Here is a 26,879-nt window from a genome sequence, read left to right on the forward strand (position 1 = left end):
AAAAATAAATTTTAGTTTTACAGGATAATGTAAAATGTCATTTTTAAAAGCAAAATCATTGGACACTAGTACTTTTACAGTAAAAAAATATGCGCCTGAAGATAAAGCTTTGTGGAATAACTTTGTGATGTCTTCAAAAAACGGCACATTTCTATTCCATAGAGCTTTTATGGACTATCATTCCGATCGTTTTGAAGACCATTCGCTAATTGTTTACAAGAAAAACAAAGTAGTAGGCGTATTTCCTGCCAATGTGATAGAAAACAAAGTTTACTCGCATCAAGGGCTTAGTTACGGCGGAATAATTCTCAAGACTTCGGTTAAGTTTAAAGAGACGGCTCTTATTTTTAAAAGTATTTTAAAGTATTTGGATGAAGCGGAGATTGCTGAGGTTTCCATAAAGCAAACGCCTAGAATATATCATCGGGTGCCTTCAGACGAATTAGATTGGTTGTTAAATATTGTGGAAGCAAAGCCTTATCGCGTAGATTTACTTTGTGTAATTGATAATAGAAACCCGATTAAAATTGCGTCTAATAGAATGGAAGGAGTTAAAAAAGGAATTAACCAAAACCTTAAAATTGAAGAGACTGATGATTTTGAAGCGTTTTGGAATCAAATCCTTATTCCAAACCTCTCACAGAAACACGGAGCTTCGCCTGTTCATAGTTTGGCGGAAATTAAATTATTAGCTAATTCTTTTCCTAAAAACATTAAGCAATTTAATGTTTATAAAGATACTGTAATTGTTGGCGGTGCAACTATCTTTGAAACAGATACAGTTGCACACGCGCAATATATTTCGGCTAATCAGGATAAACAACAACTGGGCACTCTGGATTTTTTATTTAAATACTTGTTGCGAGAGCGCTTTGCTAAAAAGTTGTATTTTGACTTTGGAGCTTCCAACGAAAATCAAGGAAAAAATATTAACGAAGGCTTACTTTATTGGAAAGAATGTTTTGGCGGTAGAAGTATCGCGCAGTCTTTTTATAAAGTGAAAACTTCAAACTATAAAAACTTAGAATCCATTTTTGTATGATTCCATTTCTAGATTTAAAAGGTATAAATCAACGCTTTGAAACAGCCTTTCAAAATAGCTTTCAAAAGTTTTTAGATTCAGGCTATTATATTTTGGGAAGCCAAGTAAAGCTCTTTGAAGCCAATTTTGCGCGCTATTGTGGTACAAATCATTGTGTGGGTGTAGGAAATGGATTGGATGCCTTACGATTGATTTTAGAAGGGTACAAGGTTCTTGGGAAGCTAAAAGAGAACGATGAGGTGCTAGTAGCCTCCAATACATATATAGCCACGATACTCGCCATTAAGCAAGCGGGATTAAAACCTGTACTTGTAGAAGCAGATTTAAACACTTACAATTTTGATTTAATTTCCTTACAAAATTCAATTTCAGGTACCACAAAAGCAATTATGCCTGTGCATCTTTACGGGCAGATTTCAGCTATAGATGAAATTTTAACGATTGCTAAAGAAAACAATCTTTTGGTGATTGAAGATGCTGCCCAAGCCCATGGGGCAATAGCAAATAATGGAAAGCGAGCTGGGAATCTTGGGGATGCTGCGGGGTTTAGTTATTACCCAACCAAAAATCTTGGCGCTTTAGGCGATGGGGGAGCGGTTACCACGAACGACGATGCCTTAGCCGAAGTAATTACTAAACTTCGTAATTATGGCGCTACCACTAAATATGTAAATGAAATTTCAGGCTTCAATTCTCGACTTGACGAGCTTCAAGCCGCTTTTTTGAATTGTAAGTTACCTTACTTAGACGATGATAATGAACGCAGAAGAACGATTGCGAAAAAATATACAGCTGAAATTAGCAATAAAAAGATAGTCCTTCCAAAATACGACGGAAGTGATAGTCATATTTTTCACTTGTTTGTGGTTCGCGTTGATAATAGAAACGGATTTATAGATTACTTGGATAGAAATGGAATTGGTCATTTAATACATTACCCAATTCCACCCCATAAGCAAGAAGCCCTTTCAGAATATTCACATTTGAGTTTTCCAAATACTGAAAAGATTCATGATGAAGTAATAAGTATTCCAATAAGTCCGATATTGACGGATGCTGATGTGGAAAAGATTATAAAAACTTTAAACGCATACTAGTTGAAGATTCCAGGTTTTATAAAGAGGAATTTATTGTTGAAGATGACCTCTTTGAATGCAGGGGTTATTGGTATACGTTTATTTATTTCCCTCTTTATTCAACGTCTGCTAGCCGAAATGGTAGGCGAAGCTGGGGTTGCTAAAATAGGATCTCTTCGCAATCTATTAGAAATGCTTGGTTCTTTTACCTCGGTTGGTGTTTTTACTGGCGTTGTAAAATATGTAGCAGAATATAAAGATGATAAAGACCAACTTCAGAAATTATTTTCAACTACCCTAGTTTTTACTATTATTGGAGTATTTACAGTCGCAGCTGTACTTTTTTTTGGTGCAGGTTATTTAAGTGAAACTATTTTCGATTCATTAAAATACGAATACCTAATCAAGTTATTAGCAGTAGTTGTTCCGTTTATAGCGATGTATCGCATATTTAAAGCTGTTATTAATGGGCTTTCGAGGTATAAAGTGTTGGCTAAAATCGAGATTATAAGCTATATACTTAGTTCAGCTTTAACCGTTGCACTACTACTTATTCATAACCTCGATGGAGCACTTATAGCTATAGCCATAACTCCAGTAGTACAGTTGTTAGCCTTGCTTTTTATTATGACTAGCATCCTTAGGGAGTACGTTCAGTTTTCTAAATTATCATTCAAAATACCAATGGCAAAAAGCTTATTGGCTTTTTCATTAATGTCATTTTTTTCTACTGTACTACTAAATTATGTAGAATTAGATATTCGTGTTATGGTGACTAACCGATTATCAGAAGTAGATGCCGGGATTTGGACAGCGATGACCAATATTTCTAAAAATTATATGGTGTTTTCAAGTGCTATATTTTCGCTCTATGTATTACCAAAGTTTGCAGGGATTTACACTAAAACAGATTTTAAGGTAGAGCTTGCAAATATTTATAAAACATTGATGCCGCTGTTTGGAGTGGGAATGTTGCTGGTCTATTTTTTACGTGATTATGTAATACAAATTATCTATCCTGATTTTTACGCAATGTCTCCATTGTTTAAATGGCAACTTTTAGGTGATTTTGTTCGTTTAGCAGCTTTGATCCTAGGATATCAATTTCTTGCAAAAAAAATGGTGCGCAACTTTATTTTTTCTGAAATAATATCGCTCTCTCTTTTTTACGGCTTTTCATATTATTTTGTTGAAATTTACGGAGTTGAAGGAGTTGTAATTGCTCACTTTTTGAGATATGTACTCTATTTTCTCCTGGTTTCCTACTTGGTTTTCAGATATTTTAAAAATAATAATAACTCGACCAAAAAAGATTCTGTAGCATAAAATAGTAAGTAGTATCTACTTTATCTAAAATGAAAGACCCAAAAAACTCATATAGACAAGTAATGAAAGCCACCTCACTTTTTGGAGGTGTCCAGGTATTTAATATTTTGGTTTCAATCGTCCGGTCTAAGTTCATTGCATTGTGGATTGGTCCAACAGGTTATGGGATTGCTGCACTGTTTACATCTACCTTGGGGTTAGTAAACGGAATTACCAATTTCGGTTTAGATAGGAGTGCCGTAAAAGATATTTCGTTTAATAATAACGAACATCCAGAAAAGACTCCCCGAACAATACATATTTTAAGACGACTGATTTGGTTCACAGCCATTTTAGGATCTTTGGTTATGATTATTGGTTCACCTTGGTTGAGTGAGTTTGCATTTGAAAGTCGGGAATACACACTTTCATTTATAATGATTTCTTTAGCCTTGCTTTTTAAGCAACTTTCAAGTGGGCAGTTAGCGGTATTACAAGGGCTTCGAAAGTTGAAAAAACTCGCTAAAGCAAACTTATACGGTAATTTGGTTGCATTACTTATCACACTGCCACTATATTATTTTTATAGAATTGACGCAATAGTGCCGGCGATTATTATTTCGTCACTCGTAGCATTTATTTTTACCTATTATTATTCGCAAACTGAAAACATAGAAAAGATTGAGCTTACCAATAAGGAAGCGTTTACTGAGGGGAAACCAATGATAAGATTGGGATTGATGCTAAGTATAAGTAGTATGATAGGTTTGTTGGTTGCTTATATTATTCAAGTATTTATCAGCCAAACAGGGGGCGTAGAAGAGGTTGGTTTATACAATGCAGGCTTTGTAATCTTAAATTCGTATGTTGGATTAATTTTTACTGCAATGGAAACAGATTATTTTCCTAGACTTTCTGCCATTGCTGATAAAATAGAAGCTATTCGTAAAACTGTTTTCGAGCAAGCTTTTATAGCAATTTTACTGATTACACCTATAGTGGTTGTGTTTTTAACTGTAGCTCCATTAATTATAGTTTTGCTCTATACCAAAGAGTTTACGCCAATTATAGAAATGGTGCGTTGGGGGATTTTGGGAATGATTTTTAAAGCTGTTTCTTTCTCTATGGGCTATATATTAATCGCAAAAGGCGATTCACGACTTTTTTTAAAAACGGCAATTGGTTTTAATGCGCTACTTTTAACAATGAATGTTTTAGGGTATTATTACGGCGGATTAGAAGGTCTAGGAATTAGCTTTCTAGTGTATTATATAATTCACTTTATGGCAATTAGAGTTATTACTAAATTGCGTTATAACTTTTATTTTGAAGAAGGATTTTACACAATTTTTAATATATGTGTTTTGATTTGTGGCTTGTCCTACGCATTAACTTATATTGAAAATCCGTATCTTAGATATTCATCGTTATTAGTATTGTCGTTGTTATCTATTGTATTTTCTTATATACAATTGGATAAGAAAATGGATATAAAAGAATTGATTAGTAAGATTTTTAAACGAAACCGATGATTGAATCATTAAAAAAAACATATCGAAAACTTCGAATGGATTTCAGGTTTTTTTATTCTGTAAACTGGATAAAGACAATTTATTTTAACTATAAAATGTTTCCATACAATACAGCCAAAAAACTTCCTGTATTTTTCTATGGAAAAGTTAAATTTTCAAATTTAAGCGGGAATGTAAGTATTGAAGGCCCCATAAAAAAAGCTATGATTGGTTTTGGCCAAAAGTTTGAATTTCCCTCCACTTCAAAAGGTACGGCAGAACTCTCGTTGAAAGGGAATCTTTGTTTTAAAAGCAATGCTCATATAGGATTAGATTACGCCATTCTAATTGATAAAGATGGTTATTGTGAATTTGGTTTTATGGGATGTCTTGGATCCAATGTAAAGCTTATTTGTACCCAAAAAATTATCATCGGAAAATGGTGTGGTATAGGATATGATTCAAAGATTATTGATACAAATTCCCATCCAATGAAAAATACACTGACAGGTAAGGTTTATCCGATATCTTCGTCAATAGAATTGGGTAATTATAATGCTTTTTCCAATTCGGTTTCAATTATGCCAGGAACTAAAACTCCAAATAATTGCGTGATAGCATCACACACAATCTGCAATAAGGATTATACAGATCTTGGAGAAAATATATTAATAGGAGGAATACCTGCAAAACTGATTAAAAATAATTTTGCGCGCGATTGGGAAAGCGAAAAAGAAATGCTCCTAGAAAGTAAAAGGGTAAAGTAAGTTATTTCAAATTTTTCTTTTGGAATTTTGCAGGGTTGCCAAACCAAATTTCATTGCTAGGAACATCTTTGTTTATAAATGACATAGAGCCTAGAATAGTATTATTGCCAATGTTAATTCCATGTTGAATAACACAACCAGTTCCAATAAAAACATTTTCACCTATTTGAGCACCTCCAATTTGTTCGTGTTCAGTATTTAGATTGTTGGTCATAACTTTAGGGCAAACATAGGTGTTGTTGCCAATTTTTATTCCTCTTGCAATAATACTATCATAACGAATAATTACATTGTCTCCAATAGTACAATTACCAGAAGATGAAACTCTAGAGTCTATATAGCAATTTTTTCCAATTATTGTAGATTTACGTAATTCTACATAATTTTTAATAACTGTATTATCTCCAATTTGGACATCATCCTCGATTATGCAGAAAGAACCGATTTCTACATTTTTTCCAATTTTAGCTTTTTCTGAAATTATGTTATTTGGCATTATTTAAAAATTTTTATACAAAGTTAAATATTCACAGTTATTATCGGCTTAATTAATTCCACTTCATTAAATATTTCTCCGCCACTTCTACATAATCATGTTCTTTTATAATAAATTCCCTCGCATTATTTCCAATGCTTTCAATTTTGTCAGGATTTAAAACTAGATATTCAAGTTCTTCAGCAATTTTTTTAGCATCGGGCAGTGCATTTATGGCTACTCTTTCCTTAAGGTTGAAATGCTCCATAAATTCTTTTTCGGCTCCTCCAAATACCACCTTCCCGCGAGACATAGCTTCTAGGGCATTATATCCTTGATCGTAAGCGTAAACGTTGTCCATTAAAATGTCACATTGTTCCAATTCTTTAACATATTGGCTGAACGGCAAGTTTTTGGTGCGTTTTATATCTACTAGGTTTGGATATTTCTCTTCGATTATATCTAATGCTTCATCAAAAAATCGATATCCCTTCTTCTCATAGTTCATTGTGTTTATTCCAAACAGGATTCTAATTTTTCTGTTTTCAATTTTAATGGGAGTATATTCTTCTGAAATAATAATTGGATTAGGAATAAGTGCTGCAACCTTATCCCAACCTCGCCAAGGAATCACATAATCCATATCGCTTGGAATAACAGCTTTTGCATTTTTATATACAAAGTGAAACAGTTCTTTGTAGGGTTCGGTAAGGTATTTTAAGGCAAAATCTGCCTTCATTTTTGAATTTGGCTCTAAATAGGGCGTAAGCATATGGTAGCGCATACTGCCTTCTAGATATGATTTTATAACCGGATAATCATCGCCACAACCCATTAAAAACACCTTTCCATTCTGTGAAAATAGTGTTTTTAGAAGCTTTATTTCAGATTCAGGATAGGTGCCAATACTATGCGAATTTATGAGTTGAACAACATCATAATCTTTAAGTTTCGGCAGTAATTTTTTAAAACGATAGCCTATTTCCCACTGTGCGGGATCTTTTTTAAAGAGACGTAACCATATTTTTCTAAACAATAAAGGGAAAGTTTTATCACTTAGCCATTCTGCTCTAATGCTTTCATCTACAGGAAATTTTTTAAACATATCGCCAGTACCCACAAGCGTTACTTCGTGTCCTAAAACCTCTAATCCTTTTTTTAATGAATTGTGCAGTCGGCTATATTCACCTATTAATAAAACTTTCATCGGTATGTAATATTCTCTAATTTATTATTTCGATTTCGATTTCAACTTCGATTTCGATTTCATTTTCGATACATTTGCTTAAACGAAAATTGATGCCCGAATATACATATAAAACCACAGATTTGGAGATTTTGGTGGCGACCATGCACCGAACATCCTTGGACTTTCTAAATGCTATGTTTGCGGAATCTGGAATGGAAGGGTTTAAAGTGTTGATTGTTAATCAAACGGATGAAAACTCAATATTAGAATCTAGTAACCCAAACATTCGTGTAATCAATTCCTTTGAAAAAGGACTTTCAAAAAGTAGAAACCTAGCCATTCAAAATGCAATTGGGCCATTGTGTTTTAATACAGATGATGACGTAGTGTTTATGAAAGGTTTTGCAGCTGTAATTGTAAAAGCTTACAATACACATCCAAATCCAATAATTACCTTTAAAACGCTAACTACTGAAAGCAAAGATTATTGGAAGTATCCTAAAAAAGGGATGGTTCACAACAGGTTTGTAACTCAGAAAACCCTGTCTATTGAAATATCATTTAAGCTTGCTGAGGTCTTAAATAAAAAATTGTTTTTTGATGAACGATTTGGACTAGGGGCACAATTTGAAGATGCTGAAAACTTTGTGTTTCTTACCGATGCAAAAAAGCTTGGATTAACGCCATATTTTTATCCTGAATATATAACCATACATCCTCCACTATCTTCTAGTGATGATGTAGAAAGTGATAGACTGCTGTATGCTAAGGCGGCCATTAAAACATATGACTATGGAATTTTCAGTTATATTTGGGTGTTCAAATTTGTGTTCTTTATCTATAGAAAAAAATATATTTCACTGTCGGAGGTGCCTCATAAAATAAAAGTTGGATTTGAAAGTATAGCCGATTACAACAAAACAAAACCAAATGAAAAATACAATTGATAATTGCCAGGTGTTAGATATTCCTAAAATTGCCGATCATCGTGGAAATTTGGCGGTTATAGAAGGAGACACCTTACCTTTTGATTTTAAGCGTGTGTATTATTTGTATGATGTTCCTAGTGATGCCCATAGAGGAGGACATGCCCACAAAGAACAACAAGAGTTCCTAATAGCAGTTAGCGGAAGTTTTGAGGTAATACTGGACGATGGAATAAATAAGAAAACAGTTACTTTAAACAAGCCCAATAAAGGATTGCTTATTCCTACAGGTATTTGGCGTGAACTTGGTAATTTCTCTTCAGGAGCGATTTGTGTGGTGTTTTCTTCAGATGTTTTCTTAGAGTCGGATTACATCCGTGAATATTCAGAATTTGAGAAATTTTACCGATAAGTACTGAAATAGAAGCCAGATTGATGTAAAAACTCTTTAAACGCTTTCGACTTTATTAAAACTTGCCTTGGTAGGGAAAGTAATAATTTTTGCTTGGCGTTTAATCCTTCCAAAATCAATTTGCTTTTATACTTTTCAAAATTTGCTTTATCTCCTGCTAGCTTATACTGAATTGCAATAGAATATCTGTGTACATTTAAATATTGCTTTAGTGCCGGATTGGTTTCTGCTTCTTTGTCATAAAGATCGAAATCTGGGTAAATTCGTGATTTTAAGCTACTGTGGTTAAGGCGATTGTTCGAGTCTAGATTTATAACAGCAGATACTTTATTTGAAAAAGCCAAAGGTGCTTTTAATGCAGCTCTTATCCATAAATCGGTATCTTCAGAGAAAGTTATATTGGTGTTATGACCTCCAAGGCTCTGAAAAAACCGCTTTTTAAACCCGACACTTGAAGGATGTGCTGCAGAATCGGCTAGGCTATATTCAAAAAAGTTTACCTGCCCAATCCAATCCTCAGTCATATCAGAAAAAGGAGTGATTATTCTTCTTTTTAATTTGGTGTTGTATTTTACTTCGTGAGCTGTTGAAAACCACATGGCATCAGGGAACTTAGCTAAAATAGCATCTATATTTTCTAGGTGCCAAGGCAACCAATAGTCATCTGCATCTATCCATACAACATTTTCTGAAGTGGCTTTTGCTACAGCATAATTTCGTGTGGCTGCTAGACCTTCATTTTCTTTGCTATATATTTTTATGCGACCATCTTTAATGGATTCTGCTACTGCTAAACTGTTATCTGTAGAGCCATCGTTAACTATTATCACTTCAAAATCTTTGAAGGTTTGACTCATAACGCTTTTTAGAGTGGATGGAAAATCCTCTTCTTTGTTATATAGTGGTATAATTACAGAAAATCTAGGCATTTTGCTCTTTCTTAAGTTGAATGTAATAGTTTAATCTATAAAGATCGAACCAGAATAAATTTGGGTTCTCAGAATTAAAATTACGCTCCATGGTTTTTCTAAACCGAGAAACTATGAAACTAAAACTTTTTAATAAATGATACTTTTTAAGTTTTATAAATGCATTTTGAATTGGCATTATATCATTTTCTAAAAACGCTTTCTTTTCAAGTGTAACAATAGTTTCAACGGCTTGTAGTGCTTTCTTAATGAATTTGCCATTATCTTCTAATCCATAATGAATTACAGGGTTGTCTATATGTATAACTTTTATTTGCTTTTTCTTAATGTTACTCGATAACACTAAATCATCTCCGTAAAGGTTATCCAGCATTGTATTAATTTCTAAAAAGCATTTTTTTAAAATAAGAATATTAGCAGATACTATAAAATGCGATTCATTTTGTCTTTTAGAAACAGATTTTTGTTCTCTATTTACACCATAAATATAGCGGAGGTTCTCGTTTTTCTTAGGTTTTACTCCATCGTAAGTTATTCCCCCACATATTATCTCTGCATCTAGATTTAACTTCGAAATATATTCATCAATAAAGTCAGGCCTCAAAGGCATTACATCTGCATCTAGAAATAGTAAACTTTCAGCAACTGCATTTTGAGCTAATAGATTGCGTATTGCGCTACGTCCAATATTTTTCTCTAAAGTTTGAAATTTGCAGTTCCTTAAGAGATTAATTTTTAGGTTTTCTTGTAAATATTGCTTGTCGGTAGAAGCGTCATCCATTACCAAGATTTCAAAATCAATATTTGACTTTTCGCACTGTAAATACAAGGTGTTTACTAATGGAAATATATTGCAATTGAATGTAGGTATTAAAATAGATATCATTTCGCTAATCGCTTTTCAACTTGCTAAAATACGCTAAAGACTTTTAGAAATTAAGTAACTAACGGCAAAAGTCAAACGAACTTCTTATCTTGTCACTAATTTTGCTAAACTATGAAACATTACCTGATAGTTATATTTTGTTTAATCATCTCCATACCCTCCACAGCACAGAGTGATTCTTGGTTTTATTTAACCGCAAGAGATTCTACCGTTGAGGTGCCCTTTGTAAAAGAAGGGAATTATTTAAAATATACCGGCAACAATTCAAGGTTGAAATCTGTCTTCGAAAACTATAAGATTTCTGAATTCAAAAAAACCTATCGAAGAGCTAAAAAGGAAGATTTAGATGCAACATTTTTTGTAATTGCAGACAATTCGTTTTTACTAGAAGACCTACTTCAAACTTCTGGAGGTTTATTTAAAAGAGGGGAAATAATTCCTGACGAACAAAAGAAAATTTTTGAACCTAATGATTATGGGCTTACAAGTACGATAGGAGGGAATGAGGGGTTTGCCGCAAACCTTGATTATTTAGACTTCCTCGGCTTGCCCGAAGCTTGGTACTATACTACAGGAGATAGCAGAACGATTATTGGTATATCAGATGGAGCTATTGATACCACTAATATAGATTTAAAAGATAAAACAAAGATATTCCACAAATCTCCCGATGTTGATGGTCATGGTACTTCGGTAGCAGCGATAGCCGCAGCCCAAGGCGATAACGGCTACGGTATTCCTGGCGTTTGTTATGATTGTGCTATCTACGGCACTACCTATGGCAGATTTAGAACTTTTGAAATACTGCAAGAGCTTTCAAAAGCAGGGGCAAAAGTTATTAATTGTAGTTGGGTAGGTAGTTATAACACGCCAGAAGTGCAAGATGAGGTTAATGAAATGTTTGCGCGAGGTACCATACTAGTTGCAGCTGCCGGAAATCGTGGATGGGAAAGAAATAAAGGCGAAATGAGTTACTTTCCAGCTTCCTATGATAATGTTATTTCCGTTTCTTCCGTAAATTATAAATACGAAAATATTGAAGACAATATTTTAAAAAGCGATAATAATAAATTTTATATTGAAAACATTCGTGGATATGTAGGGAGAACAGGAGGGTTTAAAAATAACGACATTACTCAAGCCGTTAGCACTTACCCTGTTTCAGTAACCACTTTAAATAAGGATGTGGATATTTTAGCGCCATCCAATGGGCAATTGCGTTTTACTCATAGTATTAAAGAAGGAAAACCTGTTTATATTACTATTGAAGCAACTTCACCAGCAGCGCCATTAGTTTCAGGAACTATAGGGTTGATGTTTTCGCTTTATCCTTGTTTACCGGTTACAGAAGTTGAAAGTATTTTGAAGATGACATCTACTAATATCGATCATATTGAAGCTAATAAACCTTTTGCCGGTAAATACGGAGCAGGGATGCTACATACTGGACGGGCTGTAAAAATGGTGTTTGATATGTTTGCTGAAAAGGGCCCTGTTACAATTGAAAACCAAAGTTTTAATCGATGGAATTTTAAACTCACTTCTCACGCTGAAGTAATACTGCAAAATCAAACTTTTAAAGACGATGCCAGTTTAAACTTAACGTCTAAAAAAGGAATTACAATTGGAAAAAATACTGTGCTAAAGCCGAATGCGAAAGGGAAAATCCACCTACAAATAGATCCAACACTTCAAAAGGAGTGTGAGCTTCAATTACGCGATCCAAGTATTATGAAAGATTAAATTTGAATTGACGTTTTGTAAAACCTCGTTGAGGGCCAAGACTTTTACTACCAACTATCAATTTTTTTATACTGTTTTCTGTACAACTTCAAAAATCTGATTTTCGTCGCATTTTAGCGTTTTTGAAGGGTATTTTAGTAGTAAGGCATAATCGTGAGTTGCCATTAAAATAGTGTTTCCGTTTTTGTTTATTTCACGTAAAACTTCCATCACTTCAACACTAGTTTGAGGGTCTAAGTTTCCCGTAGGCTCATCGGCAAGAATTAATTCTGGGTCGTTTAATAATGCTCGAGCAATTGCAATACGTTGCTGCTCTCCACCAGAAAGCTGATATGGGTATTTAAAAGCTTTGGTTTTCATCCCTACTTTGTCAAGCACTTCGTTAATTCTATTTTCCATAGCAGCTTTATCCTTCCAGCCGGTTGCTGTAAGTACAAAATGCAAATTCGCGTTTACCGTACGGTCGTTTAACAACTTAAAGTCTTGAAAAACTACTCCTAACTTTCTTCTTAAAAATGGAATGTCTTTTTCTTTTAAAGTAGCCAAATCGTAGCCAACAATATCACCCTGACCTTCTTTAAGCGGTAGATCTCCGTAAAGTGTTTTCATAAAACTACTCTTTCCTGTCCCAGTTTTTCCGATTAGGTAAACAAACTCACCTTTATCTACAGAAACAGTAACGTCTGAAAGCACCAAATTATCTCCTTGATAGATTACGGCATCTTTTAATTGTAATACGTGGTTGGACATTTTTAAGTTGTATGTTAAGCGTTTAGCGTAATAAGTGTTTAAGGTTTCCCATTGAAGCCGAGAGACAAAAGTAATTTGAATTACCGCAAACTGCAATAGATTACTGGGACTTATTTATTATCTGAAATTTTTTCTTTTAAAGCATCAATTTCTTTTTGCTGCTGAAGGGTGTACAGCGTTAATTCCTCAATTTTTTGAAGAAGCAGCAAGTTCATTTCTTTTAACGATATGCCTTCCGCTTTCATTGTATCGGCTGATGGAATATTTGGCAAGTGGTTGTTTTCTTTTAAATACAATTCTAATTCCTCTAATGAAATTAAGTTGTATTCGGGCATCAAGCTAGAAGTGCCTGTAAAGTATTTTTCAAAAACATAATCTGGAGCAACCGCGCCATCCAAATCTACTAAAACCTCTTGGGTGTGTATTTTTCCTTTTACAGTTAATAATTGGTCTGGATTTGAAGTCCCAATTCCTATTTTGCCATTTTTCTCGGTTAAATTCTTAAAAGGATTGCGTTGGGCAGTGGCGGAAACCGTCAATAAAACCACACCAATAATTAATAACTTCTTCATAACAACAGGATTAATGTTTTAAAAATTTTAAAATTACAGTATTTTTTTCAAGTGTTTTAGTCAATGTTAAATTCTCTCATAACTTTACATACTTATTTCCCAATTATAGCGTTATATTCTCTAGAAAATCACACTAAAAATCAATCGTTAATAAAACCTTAAAAGTTACAGTATCGAAGAAAGCTACACTTAAAGTTAAATATCTTTACGCATTCAAAAACTGTAAATAATGATTAAGAATTTTCTAGTCTTTTCGCTTTTTCTATTCCTTTCATTTTCATCTTTTTCACAGCAAACGGCCGTGTTTACAAATCACCTGGCAGAATTCAATCAGGCTTTGGAGATGTATAATAATGGGCAGTATTTAGCAGCCCAAAGTCTTTTCGATAAAATAAAAAATAGCTCAGATGATGAAACAGTGCAAAGCGACTGTGCTTACTACATTGCTAATGCAGCTGTTCGCTTAAATCAACAAAATGCCGATCAATTAATGGAGTCGTTTGTTGAAAATCATCCTACTAGTTTAAAACGAAACTCTGCATATATAGATGTTGCGAATTATTATTTTGATAACGGAAAATATTCTCACGCTCAGAAATGGTACAACAAAGTTGATGAATCTAGCCTAAGCCGAAGCGAGAAAGAGCGTTTTAACTTTAATAATGGATACGTTTATTTTAAAGCTAAACGTTACGATGAGGCAAAAAACTACTTCAATAGAGTGATAACATCACAAGAATACGGTTCGCAAGCAAAATACTATTTAGGGTTTATCGCCTATGAAGGTGATGATTACGAGGAAGCAAATAAAAACTTTGAAGATGTAAAAGGGGAGGAGCGCTATTCGGAAGACTTAAGCTACTACCAAGCCGATATGAACTTTAAACTTGGCAACTTCCAGAAAGCTATTGATATGGGCAAGGAACAGTTTAATAATTCTTCTCCTGCCGAAAAAAGCCAGCTTTCAAAAATTATAGGTGAAAGCTATTTTAACCTAGGGCAATATTCCGAAGCTATTCCTTATTTAAAGGAGTACAAAGGAACGCGTGGTAAATGGAATAATACAGATTATTACCTGCTAGGTTATGCGTATTACAAACAAGGAGATTTTGAAAAAGCTATTGGTGAATTCAATAAAATTATTGACGGAAAAAATGCAGTTGCGCAAAACGCTTATTACCATTTAGCCGAGAGTTATTTAAAACTGAATAAAAAACAAGAAGCATTAAACGCTTTTAAAAATGCTTCAGAAATGGATTTCAGTGCCGAAATTCAAGAAGATGCGTATTTAAACTATGCAAAACTGAGTTACGAAATTGGGAATAGCTACAAAAGCACGCCACAAGTTATTCTTTCTTTTATAGAAAAATATCCAAACAATGCTAATAATGAGGAGCTTAAAAAATTACTGATAGACAGCTATATCACTTCAAAAAACTATAAAGAGGCTCTAGATTTGTTGGAAAACAACAAGAACTTCGTAGATAAAGCAGCTTATCAAAAAGTAGCTTTTTTCAGAGGAATTGAACTTTATAACGAATCGAATTACAATGAAGCTATTATGTATTTCGATAAGAGTTTGAAAGAACCACAAGACCAAGACTTCACTGCTCGCGCAACATTTTGGAAGGCAGAAAGTGATTACCAATTGGCAAACTATGAAAAGTCTTTAAGTGGCTATAATAAGTTTGCAAAGTTAGCAGGGTCTCAAAATATTTCAGAGTATAAAAATTTGAAGTACAATTTAGCTTACAATCAATTCAAATTAAAAAATTATGCAGATGCAATTGCTAACTTTAAGAGTTATGTAAGTTCGCCTTCGGCGGAAAATGTAAGAAAGAAAGATGCTTATTTGCGATTGGGAGATAGTTATTTTGTAACGAGTCAATACTGGCCGGCAATGGAAAATTACAATGCTGCCGTTGAAATGGGCGGTAACAACGACTATGCAGAATTCCAAAAAGCAATAAGCTATGGATTCGTAGATAGAAGCGAAAAGAAAATAGAGGAGTTAATTGCGTTTTCTAAGAAATATCCAAAGTCGGTTTACCGTGATGATGCTTTATACGAATTAGGAAATACGTATATAGCTCAAAATAAAAACACAGAAGCTATTTCGGCTTACGATCAAATGATTCGCGATACCCCAAACAGTATTTTCGTGCCGAAGGCATTGCTTAAAAAAGCACTTATTTACGACAACACCGGAAGGAGTAATGAGGCCTTAGCTATTTTTAAACGAGTAGCGAAAGATTTTCCATCTACACAAGAAGCTTTACAAGCAGTATCGTCTGCAAAAATCATTTATATAGACCAAGGTAATGTAGATGAATATGCACGTTGGGTAAAAGGATTAGATTATGTGCAAGTTGGCGATACAGAACTTGATGATGCAACTTATTTAGCAGCGGAACAACCATATTTAGAAAACAAACAGTCACAAGCACAAGGTCGTTTTCAAGAATATTTAAAAGAGTTTCCAAACGGGCAACACGCTTTAAAAGCGCACTTTTATTTAGGTCAGATTTATTTTGCAAACAAAGCTTCAGATAAAGCTATTCCACATTTTGAATATGTTGTAAACCGCGAGAGAAGTGAATTTACAGAACAGGCACTATCGAGAGTTTCAGAATTGTATTTAGGGAAGCAAGATTATAAGAATGCTTTAAAATACTTAACAAGATTAGAGGCTGAAGCAGATTTTCCACAGAATATCATCTTTGCACAGACTAACAGTATGAAGGCTTCTTACGAGTTGAAGAAGTATGCTGAAGCAGTAAACTATGCCGAAAAGGTTTTACAAAATTCAAAAATTGATAACGCTATTAAGAGTGATGCGCAAGTAATTATTGCACGTTCTGCGATGAAAACAAACAATGAAGCTAAAGCTAAAACAGCCTATGCCGAAGTTCAAAAAATTGCAACAGGCCAGCTTGCTGCTGAAGCATTGTACTTCGATGCCTATTTCAAAAACAAAGAAAGAAATTACGAGGCTTCAAATGCATCGGTTCAGAAATTAGCTAAAGATTATTCGGGATATAAGTTGTATGGAGCAAAAGGTTTGGTGCTAATGGCTAAAAACTTTTATGCGCTAAACGACGCGTATCAAGCAACTTATATTTTGGAAAGCGTTACTAAAAACTTCACTGAATTTACAGAAGTAGTTGAAGAAGCAAAAGCAGAATTAGCACTGATTAAAAACGCTGAAGCAAAAACAAATTCATCTGTAGACACCAGAAATTAAAACCTCGACGCTCTCTGCGACTTTGCGGTGTGATTTGTACCACTGAGACGTCAAGAACGCAAAGAAATTATTAAAACAATAAATATAAATTTTTGAAAATATGTCCATAAAACAAATAGTTTTATTTTCAATCTCAGCAATATTTCTTTTTCATTTTTCTGCAAATGCACAGGAAAAGGAATTAGATCCTGAAGTGGTTAATATTGTAAAACCATATACTCCAACTATTTCAGATGCATTTAAAGTAAAGGAAACCCCGTCCTTAAACGATTCGGTTTCTACCGCTAAAAAAGATGTGAAGTATAGTATATTTTCTGTTCCTGTAGCATCAACCTTCACTCCTGCCAAAGGAAAAGCTACAAATGTAGAAAAAGCGAAACCTGTTAAGTTATATGATAATTATGCCACTTTAGGTTTTGGGAATTACACTTCAATTTTAGGAGAGTTATACAGTAATTTCGAATTAAGCCGTACGGATAATGCGGGTTTCTTTTTCAGACATAATTCTTCACAAGGAGATATAAAAGGGGTGAAACTAGACAACCACTATTACGATACTAGTCTAGACGTAAACTACACAAGTAGACAAAGGGATGTTACCTATAGATTGGATGCAGGAGTTGAACATCAGTTATTTAATTGGTATGGAGTTCCAAAAGGGTATTATTCAGATGAAATCTTAGCCGGAATTGATACCAAGCAAAACTATTTAAGCGGATATGTGGGAGGTAGCATTGCTTTAGACGATTCGTTTTTTGATAAGGCAGCGGCTTCTATACGTTATACCGGAGATTCGTTTTCTTCTTCTGAACTAAACGCTAAATTGAAACCAGAATTCTCTTTTCCCTTAGAAAATGTGACCTTCAAACTTGATGGGGATTTAGATTATTTGATGGGGAGTTTTGATAACGATTATTCAAACTCAACCGATATAAAATACAGTTATTTAAATGTAGGATTAGCGCCATCTATCAACTTTATAAACAACGATCTTAGTGTTTCTTTGGGGGTTGCAGGTTATGTGAGTTTAGACACTGAAAATAGCGACACCAACTTTTCACTTTATCCAAAAGTGAATGTTTCGTATAGATTGCTTGACGAAACTGTAATTGCGTATGGTGGTGCAGAGGGTGGAATTAAGCAGAATACCTATTATGATTTTAAGGAGGAAAATCCATTTGTTTCCCCAACCTTAAATATTGCACCTACTAAAAAATTATATGAAGCATTTGGAGGGATTAAAGGAAAGCTTTCTAATGCTTTCGCTTACAACGCGAGAGTATCTTATGGTAAAGATGAAAACAGTACTTTATTTCAATCGAACGATATAAATTTTACTACTTCACAAAACGAAGGGTATCATTATGGAAATTCGTTTAATGTAGTGTATGACGATATAAATACATTGGCGTTTTTCGGAGAAGTTAAGGTTGATGTTTCAGGACAATTTTCTATTGGGGTTAATGCTAACTATTACAGTTATAGTACCGATGTGCAAAGTGAAGCATGGAATTTACCTAGCCTAAAGGCTTCTGTATTCTCTAATTTTAATATTACTGAAAAACTGTATGGTAGTGCATCCTTATTTTATATTGGAGAGCGAAAGGATATATCAAACGCAGGTTTTATAGGTGAAGAAATTACCTTAGACGCTTATGTTGATGCTAATCTTAGTTTTGGTTATCGATTTACAGATAGACTTTCAGCCTTTGTAAAAGGAAGCAATTTATTTGGTGACAACTATAAAAAGTGGATGAATTATCCAGTTCAAGGAATCCAAGGCCTAGCTGGAGTTACATATAAATTTGATTGGTAATCATTTTTAAATAACCCTTTGAAAACATCCGTCTTTGGCGGATGTTTTCTATTTTTACAGCTTTACTAAAACACTTCATTCCGATGAAAAAACTATTACTCCTTTTACTTACCGCTTTTATTTTTTCCTGTGCGCCTGAGAAAATCCCTGCCGATTTGCTCATTAAAAATGCGACAATTTATACAGTAGATAAAGATTTTAGTGTGGCGAACGCGCTAGTTGTAAAGGATGGAAAAATCTTAGAGATGGGCCTAAAGCCAGAACTCGAATTAAAATATAAAATCAAGGAAACCTATGATGCAAAAAACAATACGGTTGTTCCTGGGTTAATCGATGCACACGCACATTTATACGGTCTAGGTTTAGGCTTACAAAGAGTAGACTTAATTGGAACTAAGAGCTATGACGAGGTGTTAGAAAGGGTTGTTACATTCCAATTGGAACAGAATGCAGATTACATCATTGGTCGGGGATGGGATCAAAATGATTGGGAGGACAAAAACTTTCCAACTAAGGAAAAATTAGATTCACTTTTCCCAAATACTCCTGTGGCATTACGACGAATTGATGGTCACGCCCTTTTAGCAAACTCTACAGCCTTAAAAATGGCTGGAATTACAGCAAAAACGAAAATGCCAGGTGGGGAAGTTATTTTAGAAAATGGTCAGCCAACAGGGGTTTTGGTAGATAGCCCTATGGAATTGGTTTTTAAAACGTACCCAGAAATAACTAAAGAAGTTTCCATTGAAGCACTATTAGATGCAGAAAAAGAAGCTTTAAAATATGGGCTAACTACTGTAGACGACGCAGGCTTAGATAGAAACATTATTGATTTGATTGATACACTTCAAAAGCAAGGGAAATTTAAGCTTAGAATGTATGCAATGGTGAGTAATAGTCCGGAGAACTTAGATTATTATTTAGATAAAGGAACTTATAAAACCGACAGGCTTAATGTGCGATCGTTTAAAATTTATTCCGATGGAGCATTAGGTTCGAGAGGAGCTGCCATGCGAGAGCCTTATAGTGATATGCCGGGCCATTATGGAGCTATGATGACTTCTTCAGAACAGTTAGAATCTATTGCAACTAAGTTGGCTAATTCAGAGTTTCAAATGAATTCACACGCAATTGGTGATTCGGCAAATATTGCTGTTCTACGTGCCTACAAAGAGGCATTAACTGGTAAAAATGATAAGCGTTGGAGGGTAGAACACGCTCAAATTATCACTATGGAAGACTTTGAATATTTTAACGACCATAACAACATACTTCCTTCTGTGCAGCCAACTCATTGTACAAGCGATATGTATTGGGCCGAAGATAGGATAGGATCAAAGCGAATGCAAGGGGCTTATGCTTACAAAGGTTTATTAGATAAAGCTGGAAGTATTGCATTAGGAACCGATTTTCCTGTGGAACACGTAAACCCGATGTACACATTCTATTCGGCGGTAGCTAGAAAAGATTTAGAGCACTTTCCAGAAGAAGGCTTCCAAATGAAAGATGCTTTAACACGTGAGGAAGCGTTAAAAGGAATGACTATTTGGGCAGCTTTTGCAAATTTTGAAGAAGATGAAAAAGGGAGTATTGAGGTAGGTAAGTTTGCCGATTTTACAATTCTTGATAAAGATATAATGACTGTTGATGAAAAGGAATTGCCAAATACAAAGGTGATTGCCACTTTTATAAATGGTGAATTGGTTTACGAAGCCAAATAAATAAAGACTTTGCGGTAAGAATGCACCGCAGAAGCGCAAAGAGCGCAAAGAAATATTGAAATGAAGAACATTCTAAATCAACTTCCACAAAAAGCAAAAGAAGCCGAAGCCGAAAACAAAAAGTTTTTTGCCAAACTGAAAAAGAAGCCGCCTAAGCATCTCGATACTTTAATGCAAGAGTTACACGAGGAAGAGTTTGAAAAAACAGATTGTCTTACTTGTGCCAATTGCTGTAAAACCACGGGCCCACTTTTCACCGATAAAGATATCGAACGAATTGCTAAGCATTTTAGAATGAAACCGCAACAGTTTATTGAATCCTACTTGCGGATTGATGAAGATAAAGATTACGTACTGCAAAGTGTTCCCTGTACCTTTTTAGGTGCGGATAATTACTGTAGCATCTACGATGTACGCCCTAAGGCATGTCGCGAATTCCCACATACCGATAGAAAGAAGTTTCAGCAGATTTCTAACTTAACAATGAAAAATGTAGCTATCTGTCCAGCAGCTTTTAATATTGTAGAGGAAATGAAGAAACGCTTGCCGAAGTAAATAGTGTCTTCGGCTCCGCTATGATATTAAAACCAGTCTTTTAACGGTGTTTGAATAGGTCATTGAGCGGAGTTGAAATGAAATTACTTATACAATAAATACTTCGCTCTTACTTTTCCAAACTCATTAAGTCCTTCCTTCCATGTGGCTCGGATTTCTTCGGCAGTAAGACCTTGTTCAATTTGTTGTTGCAGTTTTTCAGTACCTGCTAGTTTTACGAAGAATGAATTGAAAAAATCCTTCTTTCTGCCATTGGCATTGTAGGCATCAATCAACCACTTTAAGTTAATTTTTTTAAGTTTAGGCTCATTTCGTAAGTCTTTCCCGTAACAAAGTTCTCCTTTAAATTTTGGGTTTTTTGCCCCTTCATTAGATTGTGGAGTATATGTGAAATTATATTTTGAAGCAGGTAAGCTTGGCGCTCCAAATACTTGAAATTGCATATCGGTACCGCGACCAGCGTTTATAAATGTACCTTCAAAAAAACAAAGGCTAGGGTAGAGGTTTATAGATTGGGCGTTCGGTAAGTTTGGTGAAGGTTTTATAGGAAGCGAATACTCCATTTTGTGATTGTAGTTTTTCATACTTATCACACTCAACTCACATCTTACACTGTTTTTTAGCCAGCCCTCGCCATTAATCATTTTTGCGTATTCGGCAATTGTCATTCCATGTACAATAGGAATTGGGTGCATCCCTACAAAACTTTGATTTTCCGCTTCTAAGATGGGGCCGTCAATATAATGCCCGTTTGGGTTTGGACGGTCTAAAACGACAACTGAAATCCCTGCTTCGGCACAAGCTTCCATTACATAATGCAATGTAGAAATGTAGGTGTAAAAACGCGCACCAACATCTTGTATGTCGAAAATCACGACGTCAATTCCTTTTAGTTGTTCTTGTGACGGCTTTTTGTTACTGCCATACAGTGAAATTAATGGTACCCCGGTTTTTGAATCAACACCATCTTTAACGTGTTCGCCAGCATCAGCTGTCCCACGGAAGCCGTGCTCTGGAGCAAAAACTTTTTTAACCGAAACATTTTTAGAAATTAAAAAATCTACCAAATGCTGATTTTCACTTTCTAAAAAAGAGGTTTGATTTGCAACCACCCCCACATTTTTATCTTTTAAAAGGTCAGAATACAGTTGAAACTGTTCCGCCCCAACGACAATTTCTTGGTCACCGAATGATGCCAAGGTGTCGTCTTGAGTCTTGGCGTTTGCTACTTGGTTCTCTTTTCTCTCTTCTCTCTGCTCTTTCTTCTCAGTAGAACTTCCGCAAGAAAAAATGGTTAAAACAAGCAATAAAACTGTATTTTTGAAAAAATTTAAGCCCATATAATCGTAGTGAATTTTGAATTTTTCATCGCTCGGCGCATCGTTGCTTCCAAGGACTATAAAAGTAGTATTTCGGCACCGATTATAAAAATTGCAATTACGGCAATTGCGTTGGGTATTATTATGATGCTTATCTCCATCGCCACAGGTGTTGGACTTCAAAAAAAGATTCGCGAAAAGGTTTCAGCTTTTAATGGCGATATTGTTATTTCCAATTTCGACACTAACTTTTCCAACGATTCTCAAAATCCTATTTCAAAAAATCAGGATTTCTATCCAACTTTCAAAAACATCGAAGGCATAAAACACGTGCAAATTACTGCTTCCAAAGGTGGCGTAATCCGTACAGAAACCGATTTTGAAGGTGTAGTTGTAAAAGGAGTAGGCAGCGATTACGATTGGGGGTATTTTGAAGATTATTTAATTGAAGGGAAATTGCCAAATTTTAAAGATGATTTAAATTCAGAAATCTTAATTTCAGAATATTTAGCCAATAGACTTCATCTAAAATTGGGTGATAAAGTGACCACTTTTTTCTTAAACGATGATGTGTCAAAATCGCCAAGGCCTCGCGGTTTTAATATTGTAGGGATCTATAACAGCGGTTTTCAACAGTTTGATGAGCAGTTTTTAATAGCTGATATTCGACATATTCAACGATTAAATAAGTGGGAAGACGATCAAATTGGAGCATTTGAGGTTTTTGTGAATGATTTTGACGAAATAATTCCAATTGGGAATGAGGTTTATAATGAAACCAGTAGTACTCTTGACACACAGACTATCCGTCAGAAATACGCTTCCATATTTGAATGGCTTGATCTATTTGACTTCAACATCATTATGATTATCGGGATAATGATCCTGGTTGCCGGCATTAATATGATTACAGCTTTATTGGTTTTAATATTAGAGCGCACCCAAATGATAGGTATTCTAAAAGCTTTAGGAAGCAGTGATTGGAGCATTCGGAAAGTATTTCTTTACAATGCGATGTACTTAATTGGGGTTGGTCTTTTTTGGGGGAATGTAATAGGAATTGGATTGCTTTTAATTCAGAAATACGGTAAAATCTTCAAGTTAAATCCAGATACATATTACGTTAACGAAGCTCCTGTTTATTTAAGCTTAGACTATATTCTTATTTTAAATGCAGGCACTTTTCTACTGTGTTTAATAATGCTTTTGATTCCTTCATTTATTATTTCAAAAATATCTCCGGTTAGGGCTATTCGATTTGAGTAGTTTTATAAAAACTCTCATTAAACATCATTTTACAAATAATTAGGTAACAATGATGTCATTAGATTTTCAAAAACCATCCAGCTCTTTTCTTTTCAGCATTAAATTGTACCTTTGCACTTCTAAAATTTGTTATGGAATACGCAGAAAATATACTTGGTACTATTGGTAATACACCAATGGTAAAAATCAACAAAATAATTGGGGATATCCCCGCCTTGGTACTTGCCAAATACGAAACTTTCAACCCTGGAAACTCGGTTAAAGACCGTATGGCATTAACGATGATTGAAGATGCTGAGGCTGATGGTAGGTTAAAACCAGGTGGAACAATTATAGAAGGAACCTCTGGAAATACAGGAATGGGGCTAGCCCTAGCTGCCATCGTAAAAGGGTATAAAATGGTCTGTGTTATTAGCGATAAGCAGAGTAAGGAAAAAGTTGATATTCTTAGAGCGGTAGGTAGCGAAGTAGTAGTTTGTCCAACAGATGTTGCTCCCGAAGATCCACGCAGTTATTATTCTGTTTCAAAAAGATTAGCAGAAGAAACACCTAATAGTTGGTATGTAAACCAATACGACAACCCAGGTAATGCAAAAGCACATTACCAAAGTACAGGGCCGGAAATCTGGAAACAAACGGATGGAAAAGTGACTCATTTTGTAGTTGGTGTTGGTACTGGCGGAACAATTAGCGGTGTAGGCAAATACCTAAAAGAGCAAAATCCAAATGTGAAAGTTTGGGGAATTGATACCTACGGAAGTGTTTTCAAAAAATATCACGAAACGGGGATTTTTGACGAAAACGAAATCTATCCGTATATAACAGAAGGAATTGGTGAAGACATTCTACCGAAAAATGTAGACTTCAGTATTATCGATGGTTTTACGAAAGTAACCGATAAGGATGCGGCAATTTATACTCAGAAACTTGCTAAAATGGAAGGTTTCTTTTTAGGGAATTCTGCTGGAGCAGCGATTAAAGGGCTGCTTCAATTAAAAGAGCATTTTACAAAAGATGATGTGGTTGTAGTTCTTTTCCACGATCACGGAAGTCGTTACGTTGGGAAAATGTATAACGACGAGTGGATGCGTGAGCAAGGCTTTGTGGAGGACGAGGAATAAGTAACTAAGATTATTCCTTGATTATAACTGATTAATCGGTTTTAAGGCTATAAGTTATATTTTTGTATCTTAACTGAGCTGCTCTAGAGAGTCTACTTATGTAATCATCATAAAGAGGTTCCTTTTAGGTGTGAGCTATTGTGGATTAGGAAAAAGCCTATGACTAAGTATATCTTAACATAGATCAGGCAAAAGGAATTCTCGGAGTAGAAAAAATTAAACTTTAACTGTAATAATGAAAAACGAAGCTAAAAAACTTTTCCGCTTTCTACGTACTAAGCCTGTGCCAACAAATACTAATGAGATTTTAGCATTGGAGCGCACAAAGTTAGCCAACGAGCGAACGTTACTTTCATATATACGCTCCTCGTTATATTTGCTATTAGGGGGGATTGGAATTTTACAGTTAAAAGATTTTGAGAGTATAAAGTGGTTGGGATACGTAGCCCTTGGAGTATGTGTTATTTTTTTAGCTGTTGGTATAATCAGGTATATGCTACTTATGCGTAGGCTTTATAAATGGAATCGTATTTTATTTGTCGATACAATTCCTGAACCAGTAGAGAAAAAGCAACAACCTAAAGACTCTAGGGTTGAAGTGGAAGCCAAGTAATATTTCAGTATATTTACTAAGGCTTATTTAAAATTCTTAATGATTTTTGAAATGAACGAGGACTTTCTACATTATTTGTGGAAATTTCAGAAGTTCGATACATCTAAGTTTTACACTTCGACGAATGAGAAATTACACATTGTAAATCAAGGGAGCCATAACTTTAATTCAGGCCCCGATTTCTTTAATGCCCAAATTGAAATAGATAATCAACTTTGGGCTGGCAATGTTGAAATTCATATCAAATCTTCAGATTGGTATGCGCACAATCACGAATTGGATCCCGCTTATGACAATGTAATTCTCCACGTTGTTTGGATTCACGATGTTGAGGTTCATAGAAAAGACGGTTCAGTGATTCCGACTTTTGTAATTAAAAACCACACTCCAAAAAGTGCAATAACACAATATCAAAAGCTGTTTTCAAAATCTAAGAAATGGATTAATTGTGAAAACGACTTTGCTGATGTAGATGAGTTTGTGATTGAAAATTGGTTGGAGCGGCTTTATTTCGAAAGGCTACAAAAGAAAGAAACCTTAATTATAAGTGAGTTGGAAGATTCTCAAAATCATTGGGAAAGCTTGCTATTTAAAATGCTGTGTAAAAACTTTGGCCTAAAAATTAATGGCGATTCGTTTTTTAGCATTGGAAAGTCGATAAACTTTTCAGTTGTAAAAAAATGTAGTCAGGATTTAGAGAGTTTGGAAGCGTTGCTGTTAGGGCAGGCAGGAATGCTTGAGGGCGATAAGGAAGATCAATACTTTAAAGCTTTAAAAAGTAAATACGAATATTTGAAACACAAATTTAAGCTTGAAAATAGTAGTGTGATAATACCAAAATACTTCAGGTTAAGACCTCCTAATTTTCCAACTATTAGGCTATCGCAATTGGCTAATTTGTATGCTAATAAAACAAATCTTTTTTCAAAGGTAATTGCTTCAGAAAAGCTAGATGAGTTATATAGGCTCTTTGATATAGAGGCAAGTTCCTATTGGAATAATCATTATAACTTTGGAGTTCCTTCCGCTAATAGAAAAAAGCAAATAACGAAAAGTTTTATAGATCTTCTTATTATCAATACTATTATTCCTATTAAGTTCTGTTATGCTAGACGAGAAGGAAGGGATGCTTCAGAGGAGATAATAAATTTAACTTCTGAAATTGCTTCAGAAGAAAATTCCATTGTAAAAAAGTTTAATTCTTTAAAGTCTATTTCCATAAACGCTTATCAAAGTCAAGCATTACTTCAGCTTAAAAATGAATACTGCGATAAAAATAAATGTTTACAATGCGCAATTGGAAACTCGATTATGAATTCAGAAGAAGGGAAATAATAAACTTTTAATTTTGATTCCGTATTACTGTATTTAACTACAAAATTGTAATTTGCGAATATGTTGCAAGCCGTTTATAAATTACGTCACTACCTTGAAAAAAGAGGTTTTTATGTGTCTTCACGATTGGCAGACCGTTTAGGGATGCGTGCCAAAAGCGTTAGGCTATTCTTTATATACGTTTCGTTTGCCACATTAGGTGTTGGCTTTGCTATATATCTTACCATGGCATTTTTATTAAAACTTAAGGATCTTGTTAATACTAAGCGCACTTCAGTATTCGATTTATGATTAAAAAATTCAATT

At 34.6% G+C, this 26,879-nt stretch carries 24 protein-coding genes; 17 read left to right on the top strand and 7 right to left on the bottom strand.

Translation table 11 applies throughout. The features are described 5' to 3' along the window. Window positions 1-34 precede the first annotated feature (34 nt). From K8344_RS12480 to K8344_RS12500, 5 genes are read left to right on the top strand one after another with little or no spacing between them, the layout of a single operon-like run. Entirely contained in the window at window positions 35-1,042 is a 1,008-nt protein-coding gene (locus K8344_RS12480) for a GNAT family N-acetyltransferase (protein WP_237609020.1), read from the top strand. Then, window positions 1,039-2,139, top strand: coding sequence for a DegT/DnrJ/EryC1/StrS family aminotransferase (locus K8344_RS12485; RefSeq protein ID WP_237609021.1), 1,101 nt, complete (start codon window positions 1,039-1,041; stop codon window positions 2,137-2,139). Before K8344_RS12480 ends, K8344_RS12485 begins: the two co-directional genes overlap by 4 nt. Continuing rightward, window positions 2,140-3,444 (top strand): O-antigen translocase, encoded by a 1,305-nt coding sequence (locus K8344_RS12490; RefSeq protein WP_237609022.1) that lies wholly within the window; start codon window positions 2,140-2,142, stop codon window positions 3,442-3,444. A 29-nt stretch (window positions 3,445-3,473) separates the two neighbouring features. Beyond that, complete coding sequence (locus K8344_RS12495) at window positions 3,474-4,955, top strand: O-antigen translocase (RefSeq protein ID WP_237609023.1); 1,482 nt, start codon at window positions 3,474-3,476, stop codon at window positions 4,953-4,955. Next, window positions 4,952-5,701, top strand: a complete 750-nt coding sequence (locus K8344_RS12500) for an acyltransferase (RefSeq protein ID WP_237609024.1) — start codon at window positions 4,952-4,954, stop codon at window positions 5,699-5,701. The genes K8344_RS12495 and K8344_RS12500 overlap by 4 nt, the downstream gene beginning before the upstream one ends. Before the next feature lies 1 nt (window position 5,702). On the opposite strand, the gene K8344_RS12505 is transcribed toward K8344_RS12500, so the two are convergent. Further along, window positions 5,703-6,197: an acyltransferase gene (locus K8344_RS12505; RefSeq protein ID WP_237609025.1), complete on the bottom strand. Its 495-nt coding sequence runs from the start codon at window positions 6,195-6,197 to the stop codon at window positions 5,703-5,705. A 52-nt stretch (window positions 6,198-6,249) separates the two neighbouring features. Further along, window positions 6,250-7,383, bottom strand: coding sequence for a glycosyltransferase (locus K8344_RS12510; RefSeq protein WP_237609026.1), 1,134 nt, complete (start codon window positions 7,381-7,383; stop codon window positions 6,250-6,252). A 92-nt stretch (window positions 7,384-7,475) separates the two neighbouring features. Here K8344_RS12510 and K8344_RS12515 point away from each other — a divergent pair, with 92 nt between their 5' ends. Together K8344_RS12515 and K8344_RS12520 are read left to right on the top strand one after the other, a co-directional pair. Further along, window positions 7,476-8,312 (top strand): glycosyltransferase family A protein, encoded by an 837-nt coding sequence (locus tag K8344_RS12515; protein ID WP_237609027.1) that lies wholly within the window; start codon window positions 7,476-7,478, stop codon window positions 8,310-8,312. Then, window positions 8,296-8,703 carry a sugar 3,4-ketoisomerase gene (locus tag K8344_RS12520; RefSeq protein WP_237609028.1) on the top strand — a complete coding sequence of 136 codons (408 nt, stop codon included), beginning with the start codon at window positions 8,296-8,298 and terminating at the stop codon, window positions 8,701-8,703. The genes K8344_RS12515 and K8344_RS12520 overlap by 17 nt, the downstream gene beginning before the upstream one ends. Here K8344_RS12520 and K8344_RS12525 read toward each other — a convergent pair. Both K8344_RS12525 and K8344_RS12530 read right to left on the bottom strand, forming a co-directional pair. Continuing rightward, entirely contained in the window at window positions 8,694-9,632 is a 939-nt protein-coding gene (locus tag K8344_RS12525) for a glycosyltransferase family 2 protein (RefSeq protein ID WP_237609029.1), read from the bottom strand. The two genes, K8344_RS12520 and K8344_RS12525, sit on opposite strands and share 10 nt — an antisense overlap. After that, entirely contained in the window at window positions 9,625-10,518 is an 894-nt protein-coding gene (locus K8344_RS12530) for a glycosyltransferase family 2 protein (RefSeq protein WP_237609030.1), read from the bottom strand. Before K8344_RS12530 ends, K8344_RS12525 begins: the two co-directional genes overlap by 8 nt. A 111-nt stretch (window positions 10,519-10,629) precedes the next feature. Between K8344_RS12530 and K8344_RS12535 the strand changes: the two genes are divergently transcribed. Beyond that, entirely contained in the window at window positions 10,630-12,261 is a 1,632-nt protein-coding gene (locus tag K8344_RS12535) for a S8 family peptidase (protein ID WP_237609031.1), read from the top strand. 66 nt (window positions 12,262-12,327) lie between these two features. Here K8344_RS12535 and K8344_RS12540 read toward each other — a convergent pair whose 3' ends face one another. Together K8344_RS12540 and K8344_RS12545 are read right to left on the bottom strand one after the other, a co-directional pair. Then, window positions 12,328-13,011, bottom strand: a complete 684-nt coding sequence (locus K8344_RS12540) for a cell division ATP-binding protein FtsE (RefSeq protein WP_139856241.1) — start codon at window positions 13,009-13,011, stop codon at window positions 12,328-12,330. A gap of 110 nt (window positions 13,012-13,121) precedes the next feature. After that, window positions 13,122-13,583 (bottom strand): hypothetical protein, encoded by a 462-nt coding sequence (locus tag K8344_RS12545; RefSeq protein WP_237609032.1) that lies wholly within the window; start codon window positions 13,581-13,583, stop codon window positions 13,122-13,124. A gap of 229 nt (window positions 13,584-13,812) precedes the next feature. Here K8344_RS12545 and K8344_RS12550 point away from each other — a divergent pair, with 229 nt between their 5' ends. The 4 genes from K8344_RS12550 to K8344_RS12565 all read left to right on the top strand — a co-directional run bounded on the left by K8344_RS12550 (window position 13,813) and on the right by K8344_RS12565 (window position 20,919). Next, window positions 13,813-16,827, top strand: coding sequence for a tetratricopeptide repeat protein (locus K8344_RS12550; protein WP_237609033.1), 3,015 nt, complete (start codon window positions 13,813-13,815; stop codon window positions 16,825-16,827). A gap of 100 nt (window positions 16,828-16,927) precedes the next feature. Further along, complete coding sequence (locus tag K8344_RS12555; protein ID WP_237609034.1) at window positions 16,928-18,643, top strand: TonB-dependent receptor; 1,716 nt, start codon at window positions 16,928-16,930, stop codon at window positions 18,641-18,643. Between the two features lie 83 nt (window positions 18,644-18,726). Beyond that, entirely contained in the window at window positions 18,727-20,364 is a 1,638-nt protein-coding gene (locus K8344_RS12560) for an amidohydrolase (RefSeq protein WP_237609035.1), read from the top strand. A gap of 60 nt (window positions 20,365-20,424) precedes the next feature. Continuing rightward, window positions 20,425-20,919 carry a YkgJ family cysteine cluster protein gene (locus K8344_RS12565; RefSeq protein ID WP_237609036.1) on the top strand — a complete coding sequence of 165 codons (495 nt, stop codon included), beginning with the start codon at window positions 20,425-20,427 and terminating at the stop codon, window positions 20,917-20,919. Between the two features lie 83 nt (window positions 20,920-21,002). Here the strand turns inward: K8344_RS12565 and K8344_RS12570 are convergent, their stop codons facing one another. After that, a complete protein-coding gene (locus tag K8344_RS12570; RefSeq protein ID WP_237609037.1) occupies window positions 21,003-22,259 on the bottom strand; it encodes an exo-beta-N-acetylmuramidase NamZ family protein in 1,257 nt (418 codons plus the stop codon). Window positions 22,260-22,268: 9 nt separating this feature from the next. Here K8344_RS12570 and K8344_RS12575 point away from each other — a divergent pair, with 9 nt between their 5' ends. From K8344_RS12575 to K8344_RS12595, 5 genes are all read left to right on the top strand, one after another. Continuing rightward, a complete protein-coding gene (locus K8344_RS12575; RefSeq protein ID WP_237609038.1) occupies window positions 22,269-23,504 on the top strand; it encodes an ABC transporter permease in 1,236 nt (411 codons plus the stop codon). Window positions 23,505-23,635: 131 nt separating this feature from the next. Continuing rightward, the gene (locus K8344_RS12580) at window positions 23,636-24,625 is read left to right on the top strand and encodes a PLP-dependent cysteine synthase family protein (RefSeq protein ID WP_237609039.1); all 990 of its coding nucleotides are present in this window, start codon (window positions 23,636-23,638) and stop codon (window positions 24,623-24,625) included. 235 nt (window positions 24,626-24,860) lie between these two features. Continuing rightward, entirely contained in the window at window positions 24,861-25,238 is a 378-nt protein-coding gene (locus tag K8344_RS12585; RefSeq protein ID WP_237609040.1) for a DUF202 domain-containing protein, read from the top strand. A 39-nt stretch (window positions 25,239-25,277) separates the two neighbouring features. After that, entirely contained in the window at window positions 25,278-26,573 is a 1,296-nt protein-coding gene (locus K8344_RS12590) for a DUF2851 family protein (RefSeq protein ID WP_338144602.1), read from the top strand. Between the two features lie 60 nt (window positions 26,574-26,633). Continuing rightward, entirely contained in the window at window positions 26,634-26,864 is a 231-nt protein-coding gene (locus K8344_RS12595) for a PspC domain-containing protein (RefSeq protein WP_139856226.1), read from the top strand. Window positions 26,865-26,879 lie beyond the last annotated feature (15 nt).

Origin of the sequence: Aequorivita xiaoshiensis (assembly GCF_022008395.1) — a bacterium.
GTDB classification, from domain to species: domain Bacteria; phylum Bacteroidota; class Bacteroidia; order Flavobacteriales; family Flavobacteriaceae; genus Aequorivita; species Aequorivita xiaoshiensis.

Coding starts and splice junctions, on each gene's coding strand:
- K8344_RS12480 (WP_237609020.1), top strand. CDS start 35: ATGTCATTTTTAAAAGCAAAATCATTGGACACTAGTACTTTTACAGTA.
- K8344_RS12485 (WP_237609021.1), top strand. CDS start 1,039: ATGATTCCATTTCTAGATTTAAAAGGTATAAATCAACGCTTTGAAACA.
- K8344_RS12495 (WP_237609023.1), top strand. CDS start 3,474: ATGAAAGACCCAAAAAACTCATATAGACAAGTAATGAAAGCCACCTCA.
- K8344_RS12500 (WP_237609024.1), top strand. CDS start 4,952: ATGATTGAATCATTAAAAAAAACATATCGAAAACTTCGAATGGATTTC.
- K8344_RS12505 (WP_237609025.1), bottom strand. CDS start 6,197: ATGCCAAATAACATAATTTCAGAAAAAGCTAAAATTGGAAAAAATGTA.
- K8344_RS12510 (WP_237609026.1), bottom strand. CDS start 7,383: ATGAAAGTTTTATTAATAGGTGAATATAGCCGACTGCACAATTCATTA.
- K8344_RS12515 (WP_237609027.1), top strand. CDS start 7,476: ATGCCCGAATATACATATAAAACCACAGATTTGGAGATTTTGGTGGCG.
- K8344_RS12520 (WP_237609028.1), top strand. CDS start 8,296: ATGAAAAATACAATTGATAATTGCCAGGTGTTAGATATTCCTAAAATT.
- K8344_RS12525 (WP_237609029.1), bottom strand. CDS start 9,632: ATGCCTAGATTTTCTGTAATTATACCACTATATAACAAAGAAGAGGAT.
- K8344_RS12530 (WP_237609030.1), bottom strand. CDS start 10,518: ATGATATCTATTTTAATACCTACATTCAATTGCAATATATTTCCATTA.
- K8344_RS12535 (WP_237609031.1), top strand. CDS start 10,630: ATGAAACATTACCTGATAGTTATATTTTGTTTAATCATCTCCATACCC.
- K8344_RS12540 (WP_139856241.1), bottom strand. CDS start 13,011: ATGTCCAACCACGTATTACAATTAAAAGATGCCGTAATCTATCAAGGA.
- K8344_RS12545 (WP_237609032.1), bottom strand. CDS start 13,583: ATGAAGAAGTTATTAATTATTGGTGTGGTTTTATTGACGGTTTCCGCC.
- K8344_RS12550 (WP_237609033.1), top strand. CDS start 13,813: ATGATTAAGAATTTTCTAGTCTTTTCGCTTTTTCTATTCCTTTCATTT.
- K8344_RS12555 (WP_237609034.1), top strand. CDS start 16,928: ATGTCCATAAAACAAATAGTTTTATTTTCAATCTCAGCAATATTTCTT.
- K8344_RS12560 (WP_237609035.1), top strand. CDS start 18,727: ATGAAAAAACTATTACTCCTTTTACTTACCGCTTTTATTTTTTCCTGT.
- K8344_RS12565 (WP_237609036.1), top strand. CDS start 20,425: ATGAAGAACATTCTAAATCAACTTCCACAAAAAGCAAAAGAAGCCGAA.
- K8344_RS12570 (WP_237609037.1), bottom strand. CDS start 22,259: ATGGGCTTAAATTTTTTCAAAAATACAGTTTTATTGCTTGTTTTAACC.
- K8344_RS12580 (WP_237609039.1), top strand. CDS start 23,636: ATGGAATACGCAGAAAATATACTTGGTACTATTGGTAATACACCAATG.
- K8344_RS12585 (WP_237609040.1), top strand. CDS start 24,861: ATGAAAAACGAAGCTAAAAAACTTTTCCGCTTTCTACGTACTAAGCCT.
- K8344_RS12590 (WP_338144602.1), top strand. CDS start 25,278: ATGATTTTTGAAATGAACGAGGACTTTCTACATTATTTGTGGAAATTT.
- K8344_RS12595 (WP_139856226.1), top strand. CDS start 26,634: ATGTTGCAAGCCGTTTATAAATTACGTCACTACCTTGAAAAAAGAGGT.